Raw genomic sequence first — 12,088 nt, forward strand, 5'->3', positions numbered from 1 at the left:
CGCCCGGTTACATTCCGAACCCGGAAGCTAAGCCTTACAGCGCCGATGGTACTGCAGGGGGGACCCTGTGGGAGAGTAGGACGCCGCCGAACTAATTTTAGAGAAAACCCCCGTGCCATTCGGCACGGGGGTTTTCTGCGTTCCGGGACCTTTCCCGTACTACGACGGCCGCACCAGCTTTGTGTCGTACGCCAGAATGACCGCCTGCACGCGGTCCCGTGCGCCCGTCTTCGCGAGGATGCGGCCCACATGCGTCTTCACCGTCGACTCCGCGAGATGCAGTCGGGCCGCGATCTCCGAATTCGTCCAGCCCTGACCGATCACCGTGAGGATCTGCAGCTCGCGTTCCGTCAGGGACGACAGGAGCGGATGCTGCGCGGGATCGGTCGGGCCGGCCCCGGTGTCCGACGGCAGCTGGTGTGCGAACGTGTCCAGGAGGCGACGCGTCAGACGAGGCGCCACCACCGCGTCCCCCGTGGCCACCGCGCGGATCCCCGAAAGCAACTGCTCCGGCAGCGCGTCCTTGATGAGGAAACCCGACGCCCCCGCCCGCAGCCCCGCGTACGCGTACTCGTCCAGGTCGAACGTCGTCAGGATCAGGACCCGCGTACTGGAACCCGAAGCGACGATGCGGCGCGTGGCCTCGATGCCGTCCATGTCCGGCATCCGCACATCCATCAGGACCACATCGGGACGCAGGCCGGACGTCATGCGGACCGCGTCCGTGCCGTTGCCGCCCTCCCCCGCCACCGTCATGTCGTCCTGGCTCTCCAGGAGCATGCGGAAGCCGAAACGCTGCAAAGGCTGGTCGTCGACTATGAGGACGGTCGTCACTGAGCGGATTCCTTCTCGGTCAAGGGAGCGGTCAAGGGAGCGGTCGGGGAAGTCGACGGGGCAGTCGTCGGGGGAGCGGCTGCGCGCGGGAGGTGGAGTCGGACCTGCCAGCCCGGATCGGGGTGCGGGCGTGGACCGGCCTCAAGTGTGCCCGCGTACAAGGCGGTTCGTTCCCGCATGCCGGTCAGTCCGCGGCCCCCGTCGGACGGCGCACCGCCCTGTCCCGTGTCCGTGACCGACACCGACACCCCGTCCGCCGCGTACGAGACCTCGACTGTCGCCGTCGCCCCGGGACCCGCGTGCTTCAACGTGTTCGTCAGGGCCTCCTGCACCACGCGGTACACGGTGAGTTGCTGGCCCTGGGGAAGGGAGTCGGCGCGGCCGTGGAAGGTGCTGCGGACGGGCAGGCCCGCCGACCGGACGCCGTCGATGAGACGGTCCAGGTCGGTGAGGGCGGGCTGCGGGGCCAACTCGGCGGTCTCGGCGGCCCCGTCGACCTCGGTGGCCTCCTCGCGCAGGACGTCCAGGAGGCGGCGCAGCTCCGCGAGGGCCTGGCGGCTCGTGGAGCCGATGGCGTCCAGGGCCTGCGCGGCGCGCTCGGGGGACTTGGTGGCCGCGTACTTGCCGCCGTCGGCGAGGCCGGTGATGACGGACAGGTTGTGGCCGATGATGTCGTGCATCTCGCGGGCGATGCGGGTGCGTTCGGCGGCGGCGGCGAGCCGTGCCTGCTGGTCGCGTTCGACCTCCAGCTGGCGGGCGCGCTCGACGAGGGCGCGGGTGTAGTCCTGGCGGGAGCGCACCGCGATGCCGAGGAGCGCGACCAGGGTGTACGCCCACACCTGCGGGACGATCTGCTGGTCCCAACTGCCCTTCGGATAGCGGATCGTGCCCACGACCAGGGGCGCCGTCATGAGCATCCCCGCCCACCCCAGTGTCTTCAGGGGCAGGCGCAGCGCGATGTTGAACAGGACGATGAGCTGGACCAGGTAGATCTGGAGCATCGCGCCGGATCCGCTGTTGACCGCGCCGAACGCCAGCATGACGACGAGGGCCGTCATCGGCCGGCGGCGGCGCCACAGCAGCGGCGCCGACATGCCGAGGCTCAGGACCAGGACCAGCGCACCCGGTACGTCGGTGTTGTGCGCGATGTTGCGCCAGCCGCCGCCGGTGAAGTCGATGAGCGCGGCCGTCGTGAAGAAGCCCGTCACGAGCAGGTCCCAGACCAGTGGGCGGCGCCCGTCGAAGGCGCGCGCCCGCTGGGCGAGCCGCTGCATCTGGCGGGTGAGCGGGTGCGGATCCGCGTCGTGGGTCACCGGCTCATCCTCGTACACGTACGGGTTCTCGTACACGTGCGCGATACTCCCGTGTCGACTCGTGCCGGACTCAGACGTCGCGGCGCTTGAGCAGGGCCGATGCCGCGACGAGGATCGCCGCCGCCCACAGGGTGAGGGTGAGGAGGCCCGTGCCCGCGGACACGCTGTTCTCGACGCGGGTGATCGAGCCGAGGGACGAGGAGGCCTGGGCCGGGAAGTACTTGACGGCCGTGTCGACCGCGTCGAGGGGCAGCGTGCCGATGACCTCGGGCAGGACCAGGACGGCGCCGACGAACGCGCCGATGCCGCCGGGCACCGAGCGCAGGAGCGCGCCCATGCCGAGCGCGATCAGGCTGAGCAGTGTGATGGCGGCGGCGCTGCCCGCGAGGGCGCCGAGGACGCCGGAGTCGGTGAGGGACAGCTCCTTGTCGGTGTCGGCGAGCCAGATCTGGGCGACGAGGAACGTGACGACGTTCGTGACGAGGCACAGGGCGAAGGCGACCGTCGCGAACACCGCGGCCTTGGACCACAGGACGGGTCGGCGGTGCGGGACGGCTGTCAGGGACGCGCGGATCATGCCGGTCGCGTACTCGCCGGCGGTGACGAGGATGCCGAGGACGGCGAGGCAGATCTGGGAGAGCTGGGTGCCGAAGAGGATGAAGACGACCGTGTCGATGTCGGAGTCGTCGCCGTCGTAGGTGGAGCCCATGGTGATGCCGACGGCGAGGACGAGGGCGGTCGCGGTGATCAGGGTGATCCAGGTGCTGCGCAGCGTCCACAGCTTGTGCCACTCCGAGCGCAGGACGCGGGAGGTGGTGACGCGGTACGGGCTCCTGGTGGGCGCGGGGGCGGGCGGGGTGAGGGTGTCCGTGGTCATGCCGCGGCTCCTTCCGGGTGCGTGACGTACTCGACGGAGTCGTGGGTGAGGTCCATGAAGGCCTGCTCCAGGGACGCGCTGTGCGGGGTGAGTTCGAACAGGGGGATGGCGTGGGCGGCGGCGGTGCGGCCGATGTGCTCGGCGTCGGTGCCGCGGACGTCGAGGGTGCCGGGGGTGTCGCTGGTGATGGTCACGGCGGGGCCCGCGAGGAGTTCGGCGAGGTGGGTGGCGGCGGGGGAGACGACCTTCACGGAGCCGGTGCCGGAGTCCCGTACGAAGCCTTCGACGGTGGTGTCCGCGAGGAGCCTGCCCCGGCCGATGATGATGAGGTGGTCGGCGGTCACGGCCATCTCGCTCATCAGGTGCGAGGAGACGAGGACGGTGCGGCCCTCGGCCGCCTGGGCCTTGAGGAGGTTGCGGATCCACAGGACGCCCTCGGGGTCCAGGCCGTTGACCGGCTCGTCCAGGACGAGGGTCGCGGGGTCGCCGAGCAGGGCGGCCGCGATGCCGAGGCGTTGGCCCATGCCCAGCGAGAAGCCCTTGACGCGGCGGCCCGCGACATCCGTGAGGCCGGTCGTGCCGAGGACGTCCTCGACGCGGGAGCGCGGGATGCCGTGGGTGTGCGCGAGCGCCATGAGGTGGTGGTACGCGGAGCGCCCGGGGTGGATCGAGCGGGCCTCCAGGAGCGCGCCGACCTCCGTGAGGGGCGCGCTGTGCGCGGCGTACGCCCGGCCGCCGACCGTGCAGCGCCCGGTGGTCGGCGCGTCCAGGCCGAGGAGCATGCGCATGGTCGTGGACTTGCCGGCGCCGTTGGGGCCGAGGAAGCCGGTGACCGTGCCGGGTCGGACCTCGAAGGAGAGGTCGTCGACGGCGGTCTTGGGGTTCTTCCCGCCGTAGCGTTTGGTGAGTCCGTGTGCCCGAATCATGGCTCGATGGTCGCGTCGGGGCGGGGTCGGGCGCGTCGGACCGGGGTCTCTTCGTCGGGTGGGGAGTAGTACCGGGGTACGACGGCGGGGCGCTGTCCGCGAGGGCGGCGGGCGAATTGCGTTGCGCATGGGGGGCTGTCCGCCCAAGATCGGTGTATGGAACACCTCATACGCCCCGTGCGCGCCGACGAATGGCGACAGGTCCGTGAGCTGCGGCTCCTCGCTCTGAGGGACCCGGCCGCGCCGGTCGCCTTCCTGGAGACGTACGAGGTTGCCGTCGCGAGGCCCGACGACTTCTGGCAGGACCGTGCCGCGGGGTCCGCCGCGGCGGGCGGTTCGGTGCGGCAGTTCATCGCGGAGGGGCCGGACGGCGTCTGGGCGGGCTCGGTGACGGTGCTGATCGAGGAGCCGGGTACGCAGGGGGTGCTCGGTTCGGGCCCTTCGGTGCGGCAGGCGCATCTGGTGGGGGTCTTCGTCCGGGCCGAGCACCGGGGTACGGGGGTGACCGAGGCGTTGTTCTCGGCGGCCGTGGACTGGGCCCGGGGTGTGGACGGCGAGGGCGCCGGGGTGGAGCGGGTGCGGTTGTTCGTGCACGAGGACAATCCGCGCGCGGAGGCGTTCTACCGGAAGTTCGGGTTCGTGCTCAGCGGGGAGGTCGCGCCGGTGCCGGGGGATCCGGGGGCGCGGGAGCGGGAGATGGTGTTGGAGCGGGTGGTGGCCTAGCCCGACCCGGCCAGGCTCGGGTGGTGGCTCGGCCCGTCGCGTGGGTGCGGGCTAGCCCGTCAGTTCGTCGTGGGGCCAGCGGGCGCGGCCCTGTTCCCGGGAGCGGAGCAGGGCGAGCGTCGGCATGCCCCGCTCCGGTCCGGTGGCGAGCAGCTCCGGCAGTTGCGGGAGCGGGGCGACCGCGGCCACGTCGTCCAGGACGAGGGTGATTGGTGGGTCGAGCCGACCGGAGGATGACCGTTCGGCCATGCGCCGGCCGTGCTCGACCACGCTTGAGGCGAGTGCCGTCAGGAGCGGCATCGCGCCGGGGTTCGTCTTGGGGTCCTCGATCGCCTCACCCACCACAAAAAGCGTGCCCCCTTCATCGATGAAGGAATCCAGAGTGAGGGCGTCAGTTCGGTTCGGCGTGCAGGATTCTCGTACGTTGACCGTGAACAGGGCGGAGAGGGCGCGGGCCGTCAACTCCTGGGCGATGTCCCGGCGTTCGGTGTGCGCGGTGAGGGCCGACTCCAGTTCGCCCGCCGCGCCCGAGGTGGCCTTGGGGTGGGTGCGCAGGACGCGGACGGCGTCCTGGACCTGGGTGCCCTGGGCCCAGCGGTGGACGTGCTTGATGCTGCGGCCGTCGATCGCCGCGGCGTGCAGGAAGCTGCGGAGCAGGGTTTCCGCGGTGTCGGCGACCGCTGTGTCCAGTTTGGCGCTGGGTCTGATGGGGGCGAGGAGGGATCTTGCCCGGTGGGCGGCCGTCTGGGTGTCCTCGCAGCCGGTGGTGGGGGGCCAGTGGAGGCGGGCCGGGGTGTCGCAGAGGTGGGAGGGGTCGTAGACCAGGACGGGGCCGAGCTTCGCTCTGGCGTCCTTGGTCTCCTCCCAGAGGGTGGGGTCCGAGGTGATGATCAGGGCTGCGGATTCTGCGTCCGCGATGGCTTGGGCCGCCAGGGGGCGGCGGGTTTCCGGGGTGCCGAGGACCAGGGGGGTACGGGGGGTGGGGACCGTGGGGGTCTTGGTGAGGTCGGTCGGCGGGGCCGTCGGGGTGAGGGCTGTCGTCTGGGCGACGTCGGGCTCGGTGCCCTGCGCGGGCGGGGCGGGGGCCGGTGTCGCGGCGCCGTCGGCCTGGGCTGTGCCCACCCGTTCCGCCCTCTGGGCGGACCAGCTGCCCACAGCGGGTGCGGACTCAGATACCGGTGCCGGGGCCGCCTTCTCCTGGGGCTGAACGTCTCGCACCGGCGGGTTCATGGCCTCCAGGCGGCGGGCCCTTCGTACCGCTCTGAAGCGGGTGACCGTTCCCATCACGAAGACCGTCAGGACGATGAGGATCATCACCTGGCCGATGAGGAAGCCCCAGAGGAGGCCGTAGCCGGAGAGTTGGGTGGCGGGGGTGTCGGGCCAGGCGCCGGAGACGTCGTGGGGTTCCTGGGCGAGGTGGCGTACGGCGGGTGGGGTCTTGCCGAAGGTCACGCCGTCGGGCCAGGAGCCGTGGGCCCACCAGGCCGCGATGCCCGTGGACGACCAGATCAGGACGACCATGCCGAGCACGAAGGCGAGGCCGCCGACGAGGAGGCCGTCCGGCACGCCGCCGCGTCCGCCCGTGCCCTGCCCGGCGGGGTCCTGCCCGGGGCCGTGGCCGCCCGGGCCCCGCCCGTGCCGTTCCTGCGCCATGTCACGCCACCGTCGAGCGGGAGCCGGAGGACCCGGCGGGTCCGTCGCCCATCTGCTGTTCCATGTACGCGGCCCTTTCCTCCGCCTCTCGTTCGGCCGCCGCGAGGGCGTCGTCGGCGAGCAGGTCGCTCGCGGACTCCGTCATGGCGCGGTCGGTGAAGACGAGGGGGCGTTCCGTGTCCGTGATGAGGTGCTTGACCACCTGGACGTTGCCGTTGACGTCCCAGACCGCGATGCCGGGGGTCAGGGTGGGGATGATCTCCACGGCCCAGCGGGGCAGGCCGAGGACGCGGCCGGTGGCGCGGGCCTCGTCGGCCTTCTGGGCGTAGATGGTGCGGGTGGAGGCCATTTTCAGGATGGCGGCGGCTTCCTTCGCCGCCGCGCCGTCGACGACGTCGGAGAGGTGGTGGACGACCGCGACGAAGGACAGGCCGAGGCGGCGGCCGAACTTCAGGAGGCGCTGGAAGAGCTGCGCCACGAAGGGCGAGTTGATGATGTGCCAGGCCTCCTCGACGAGGAAGATGCGCTTCTTCCGGTCGGGGCGGATCCAGGTGTGCTCCAGCCACACGCCGACGATCGCCATGAGGATGGGCATGGCGATGGAGTTGCGGTCGATGTGGGAGAGGTCGAAGACGATGAGGGGGGCGTCGAGGTCGATGCCGACGGTCGTGGGGCCGTCGAACATGCCGCGCAGGTCGCCGTCGACGAGGCGGTCGAGGACGAGGGCGACGTCCAGGCCCCAGGCGCGGACGTCGTCTATGGCGACGTTCATGGCCTCGGCGGACTCCGGTTCGGGGTGGCGGAGCTGCTCGACGATGTCGGTGAGGACGGGCTGGCGGTCGACGATGGTCTCGTTGACGTAGGCGTGCGCGACCTTGAGGGCGAAGCCGGAGCGTTCGTCGAGGCCGTGCCCCATCGCCACCTCGATGATGGTGCGGAGCAGCGCGAGCTGGCCGGTGGTGGTGATCGCCGGGTCGAGGGGGTTGAGGCGGATGCCCATGTCGAGGGCGGCTGTGGGGTCGAGCCGGATGGGAGTTATGCCCAGCTCCTGGGCGATGAGGTTCCACTCGCCGACGCCGTCCTCGCCCTGGGCGTCCAGGACGACGACCTGGCGGTCCTTGAAGCGGAGCTGGCGCAGGACGTACGTCTTCTCCAGGGCGGACTTGCCGTTGCCGGACTCGCCGAGCACCAGCCAGTGCGGTGCCGGGAGCTGCTGGCCGTACAGCTGGAACGGGTCGTAGATGTAGCCCTTGCCGGAGTACACCTCGCGGCCGATGATCACGCCGGAGTCGCCGAGGCCGGGTGCGGCCGTCGGCAGGTAGACCGCCTGGGCCTGGCCCGTGGACGTGCGCACCGGCAGGCGGGTGGTCTCGACCTTCCCGAACAGGAAGGACGTGAACGCGTCCGTGAGGACGGTCAGCGGGTCCCGCATCGCACCTTCACACCCCTACCGTTGAGGTTCATCGCCGGATGCCGGTCGCGAACGGCAGCGTGTTCACAAATGCCCGGTGGTGCTCGCGGTCGCACCACTCCAGCTTCAGATACGACTTTCCGGCCGAGGCCCGGATGGTCCGCTTGTCGCGGGCGAGGGCTTCGGGGGAGCGGGACGACACCGTGATGTAGCCGACCAGGTTGACGCCCGCGGCGCCGCTCGCCAGGTCCTCGCCGCGCTGGTCGAGGCGGGAGTGGGATGCGATGTCGCGGGGGTCGACGGTGCGGTTCATCTTGGCCTGGCGGCTGGCCTCGGCCTCGTCGTTGGTCTTCTCCGTGAGCATCCGCTCGATGGCGACCTCGGTGGGTTCCAGGTCCATGGTGACGGCGACGGTGCGGATGACGTCGGGGGTGTGGACGAGCAGCGGGGCGAGGAAGTTGACGCCGACGGGGGTCATCGGCCACTCCTTCACCCAGGCCGTGGCGTGGCACCAGGGGGCGCGGGTGGTCGACTCGCGGGTCTTCGCCTGGAGGTACGTCGGCTCCATCGCGTCCAGCTCGGCGGGCCAGGCGTTGCGCTTGGTCATGGCCTGGAGGTGGTCGATGGGGTGGTCGGGGTCGTACATGGAGTGCACGAGGGAGGCGAGGCGGCCCTGGCCGAGGGGCTGGCGGACGCGGATGTCGGCTTCCTGGAGGCGGGAGCAGATGTCGGTGAGCTCGCGGGCCATGACGACGGCGAGGCCGGCGTCCTTGTCGAGCTTCTTGCCGCCGTGCGGGCGCGAGGCGCGGGCCATGGCCTGGGCCTCGGCGGCGAGGTCGCGGGAGTAGTGCATGCAGGCGACGAGGTAGGCGCGGTGCTGCTCGCTGCTGGTGGAGACCATCGACTGGAGCTGTTCGTAGCTGTCCTGCAGCCAGGGCAGGGCGCGCTCGTCGCCGCGCGCGGTGACGTCCTTGGCGTGTGCGTCGGGGTCGGCGGGCAGGGTGCGGGCCAGCATCTGGATGCGCGTCACGAAGCCGTCGCCGTTGGCGACGTGCTTGAGGAGGGTGCCGAAGCGGTCGACGAGGGCTTCCTGGTCCTCGCTGTCGCGCAGGCCGACGCCGGGGCCCTCGATCTCGATGGCGGCGGTGACGGTGCGTCGGTCGGCGTGCAGGAGTACGGCGATCTCGTCCGGGCCGAAGGGTGCGGCGAGCCAGTTGATGCGGCCGATGCCGGGTGGCGGGCCGATCTCGACCTCGCGTCCGTCGAGGCGCACTCCGGCCTCGGCGACGCCGGAGCGGTAGGCGGTGCCGCGCCGCAGGGAGCGTTTGAAGCTGCGGTTGATCTCGAACCACTTGTAGAAGGTGCGGCCCTTGAAGGGGAGGTACACCGCCGCGATCGCGATCAGGGGGAAGCCCATGAGCAGCAGGATGCGCGGGAAGAGGAAGGGGATGAGGATGCCGCACATCATGCCGAGGAAGGCGCCGCCGATGATCAGGGCGATCTCGCCGGTCTCGCGGTTGCGGCCGATGATGGCGTTCGGCCGGGCGCGGCCGATCAGATAGGTGCGGCGGGGCGTGACCGGTGGGGACACATGGGACTGGGTCGTCAACGCCCTTCACCTCCAGTGCTGTTCGTACCGCCGCGGTTGCCCGCGTGCGGGGTGTTCGACGGGCTCGTACGGGGCGGGGGTGCGGCGGAGGGGACAGTTCCGCCGCCGTTCGGGGAGCCGGAGCGGTGGCCGTGGGTGGACACACCGCTGCCGACGGCGTTGGCCGTGGCGGGCTGGGGTGGGGTGTCGCCGCCGCCTGCCTTGCCGCCGCCTGCCTTGCCGTTGGAGCGGGCGCTGTGGGTGCGGATGCCCTGGGCGACCCAGGCGGCGGGGGAGTTGAGGGCGGTGGCGGCGCGGTTCTCGGCGCCGCGCATGAGGCGGTTGTTGCGGGTGGCCATGATGTCGTCGCCGAAGCCGGGGACGAAGCGGTAGATGGAGGCGCTGGCGAAGATGGCGAGGAGGATGACGGAGAGCCCGGAGACGACGGCGGACAGGGAGTCAGGACCGTCCTCGCCCTGGAGGGCGCCCGCGATGCCGAGCACGATGACGATGATCGGCTTCACCAGGATGATCGCGACCATCAGGCCCGCCCAGCGGCGGATGCGGCCCCAGGTGTTCTTGTCGACGAGGCCCGAGTAAACGACGGTGCCGAGGAGCGCGCCGACGTACAGCATGGCGGCGCGGATCACCAGTTCCAGGCAGAGGATGCCCGCGGCGGCGATGGACACGGCGGACACGACGATCAGCATGATCGGGCCGCCGCCGATGTCGGTGCCCTTGTCCAGGGCCTGCGAGAACGTGCCGAAGAACTTGTCGGTCTCGCCGCCCACGGACTTGGCGAGCACCTCGGAGATGCCGTCGGTCGCGGACACGACGGTGGCGAGGATCAGCGGGGTGAACGCCGAGGCGAGCACCGTCAGCCACAGGAAGCCGATGGCCTCGGACAGCGCGGTGAGCATGGGGACGCCGCGGATCGCCCGCTTGGCGACCGCGAGGAGCCACACGATCAGCGTCAGGACGGTCGAGGCGGCGAACACCACGGCGTACTGCTGGAGGAACTTCTCGTTGGTGAAGTCCACCGCGGCGGTGTCGTTCACGTACTCCGTGAGCTTGTTGACGATCCAGGACGCGGCGTCGCCGAAGCCGCGGGCGAGGGAGGAGAGGGGGTCGAGCTTGGAGAAGGCGCCGTCGTCGGCGGGGGACTTGGGGGTGCCGCTGTCGCCGCCTTCGCCGCGTTCGCAGTACTTCTTGGCCGGGCCGCGGATGAGTTCGCAGGGGTCGTCGGGTTCCGCCGCGGCGCGGGTGGCCAGCATGAGGACGGCGGTTTGTACGGTCACCAGGGCGCCGGTGAGCGACAGGACTCGACGTCGGGTGCTACCGGGCATAGGTGAACCCTCCGTACTCCTCCACGGCCTTCGCCATGTCGTCGGCGGTGGAGGCCCGCTGGTCGCGGCCGACCGGGACGGGGCCGTCCTTCTGCTTGAAGTCGGCGACCTTCCAGTCGCCGTCGACCCAGCGCATGTCGTACGTGTTCGTGAACCAGCTCTCGGTCACGGGGTTCTCGGTGTTCTCGCCCGCGAGACCGAAGAGCGAGGAGTACCAGATCTCGACGGTCGCCGAGCCGCCGCCGAACTTCGTGACCTTGGTACCCACCGGGATGATGCGGGACACGAACGTCGTGCCCTTCGGCGCGTTGCCGTCCTTGTTCAGGCCGATCCGGGACAGAAACGACTCCCCTGCGTACACCTTGTCCAACTCGGGCTTGCGCTCGGCGGCGACCGTCGGGGTGTAGACGTCGTCGACGATCACGTGGCGGCGTGCCTTGTTGAACATGTCGGCGGAGCCGAGGGCGATGGCGTAGTTCGCCGTCGCGCTCTCCACGCCCTGCTGGGTCTTCGGGAACCCGGAAGGGATGCCCGCCGCACCCTTCCCGCTCACCGGCTTCTCCCCCGTGGGCGCCGTAGGAGCGGCCTCCGCCCCCTTGCCGCCCCCGCGCCCCCCGTCCCCGCCCCCGTCGGACGACGAGTCGCCGCGGTTGGCGAAGGCGATGGCGGCGATGAGGAGGACGACGACGCCGATGACGGTGACGACGCTGCGGGAGGGGGACCGGCTCGCGCCGCGTGCGGGTCTGCGGGAGCCGTAGCCGTCGGGGCCGTCGCCCTCCGGGAGCCGCGTCCGGGTCTCGCCCGTGCCGCCGAAGAGGTCATCGTCATCGCTCATGCCGCGTACGTCCCCTCAACCTCTTGCTTGACCGCGCTATCCGCAAGGTGCACCCGGTACGACGGTAGCCGGGCCGGCTCCCGCGCGGGCGCGGTGTGGTGACTGGACATCAGGGAGTTGCAACCTCAGCCGGTGGGCGCGTCGGACGGGGGAGAACCCGGTGGCAGCCGGGGAACGGGTGTCAGACCGCCATGCCGTACACGATGGTGAACAGCGTGCCCAGCGAGCCGATGATGAAGACGCCGGTGAGACCGGCGATGATCAGGCCTTTGCCCTGTTCCGCGCTGAAGGTGTCGCGCAGGGCCGTCGCGCCGATTCGCTGTTTGGCGGCGCCCCAGATCGCGATGCCGAGGCAGAGCAGGATGGCGACCGCCATCACCACCTCGATCATCACGCGTGCCTCATTGCCCAGGCTCCCGAAGGGGCCCCAGTCGGGGGCGATCCCACCGATGATGGTGTTGATGTCGCCCTTCTCGGCTGCCATAAGCATGTGTAACTCACCGCCCCTAGTGGGTTGTTCTCGCGCCTCTGCCCGCCTCTGCCTACCCAGTGCAGAGGACGAGGCTCATTGTCGCTGACAAT

At 70.9% G+C, this 12,088-nt stretch carries 11 protein-coding genes and 1 rRNA gene; 2 read left to right on the plus strand and 10 right to left on the minus strand.

Annotation, left to right across the window (positions count from 1 at the left end; all coding sequences use genetic code 11):
- Window positions 1-92 (plus strand): 5S ribosomal RNA (gene rrf / locus ACFVHO_RS23705); the annotation flags it as partial.
- Window positions 93-159: 67 nt separating this feature from the next.
- Here rrf and ACFVHO_RS23710 read toward each other — a convergent pair.
- The 4 genes from ACFVHO_RS23710 to ACFVHO_RS23725 form a co-directional block, all read right to left on the minus strand.
- Window positions 160-834, minus strand: a complete 675-nt coding sequence (locus ACFVHO_RS23710) for a response regulator (RefSeq protein ID WP_385717983.1) — start codon at window positions 832-834, stop codon at window positions 160-162.
- Window positions 831-2,108 carry a sensor histidine kinase gene (locus ACFVHO_RS23715; RefSeq protein WP_385718254.1) on the minus strand — a complete coding sequence of 426 codons (1,278 nt, stop codon included), beginning with the start codon at window positions 2,106-2,108 and terminating at the stop codon, window positions 831-833. The genes ACFVHO_RS23710 and ACFVHO_RS23715 overlap by 4 nt, the downstream gene beginning before the upstream one ends.
- 109 nt (window positions 2,109-2,217) lie before the next feature.
- A complete protein-coding gene (locus ACFVHO_RS23720; RefSeq protein WP_385717986.1) occupies window positions 2,218-3,024 on the minus strand; it encodes an ABC transporter permease in 807 nt (268 codons plus the stop codon).
- Window positions 3,021-3,950 (minus strand): ATP-binding cassette domain-containing protein, encoded by a 930-nt coding sequence (locus ACFVHO_RS23725; RefSeq protein WP_385717988.1) that lies wholly within the window; start codon window positions 3,948-3,950, stop codon window positions 3,021-3,023. The genes ACFVHO_RS23720 and ACFVHO_RS23725 overlap by 4 nt, the downstream gene beginning before the upstream one ends.
- A 156-nt stretch (window positions 3,951-4,106) precedes the next feature.
- Here ACFVHO_RS23725 and ACFVHO_RS23730 point away from each other — a divergent pair, with 156 nt between their 5' ends.
- A complete protein-coding gene (locus ACFVHO_RS23730) occupies window positions 4,107-4,673 on the plus strand; it encodes a GNAT family N-acetyltransferase (RefSeq protein ID WP_385717991.1) in 567 nt (188 codons plus the stop codon).
- Between the two features lie 51 nt (window positions 4,674-4,724).
- Here ACFVHO_RS23730 and ACFVHO_RS23735 read toward each other — a convergent pair whose 3' ends face one another.
- The 6 genes from ACFVHO_RS23735 to ACFVHO_RS23760 form a co-directional block, all read right to left on the minus strand.
- Complete coding sequence (locus tag ACFVHO_RS23735; RefSeq protein WP_385717993.1) at window positions 4,725-6,326, minus strand: type IV secretory system conjugative DNA transfer family protein; 1,602 nt, start codon at window positions 6,324-6,326, stop codon at window positions 4,725-4,727.
- A 1-nt stretch (window position 6,327) separates the two neighbouring features.
- On the minus strand, window positions 6,328-7,758 hold the full coding sequence (locus ACFVHO_RS23740) for an ATP-binding protein (protein ID WP_030363591.1): 1,431 nt from the start codon (window positions 7,756-7,758) through the stop codon (window positions 6,328-6,330).
- Between the two features lie 28 nt (window positions 7,759-7,786).
- Window positions 7,787-9,346, minus strand: coding sequence for an SCO6880 family protein (locus ACFVHO_RS23745; protein ID WP_385717996.1), 1,560 nt, complete (start codon window positions 9,344-9,346; stop codon window positions 7,787-7,789).
- Window positions 9,343-10,671, minus strand: coding sequence for a hypothetical protein (locus ACFVHO_RS23750; RefSeq protein ID WP_385717998.1), 1,329 nt, complete (start codon window positions 10,669-10,671; stop codon window positions 9,343-9,345). Before ACFVHO_RS23750 ends, ACFVHO_RS23745 begins: the two co-directional genes overlap by 4 nt.
- A complete protein-coding gene (locus ACFVHO_RS23755) occupies window positions 10,661-11,506 on the minus strand; it encodes a hypothetical protein (RefSeq protein WP_385718001.1) in 846 nt (281 codons plus the stop codon). The genes ACFVHO_RS23750 and ACFVHO_RS23755 overlap by 11 nt, the downstream gene beginning before the upstream one ends.
- Before the next feature lie 181 nt (window positions 11,507-11,687).
- Window positions 11,688-11,996 (minus strand): hypothetical protein, encoded by a 309-nt coding sequence (locus tag ACFVHO_RS23760; RefSeq protein WP_030363595.1) that lies wholly within the window; start codon window positions 11,994-11,996, stop codon window positions 11,688-11,690.
- Window positions 11,997-12,088: the final 92 nt, after the last annotated feature.

This window comes from Streptomyces sp. NPDC127108, assembly GCF_042677545.1.
Lineage (GTDB): Bacteria > Actinomycetota > Actinomycetes > Streptomycetales > Streptomycetaceae > Streptomyces.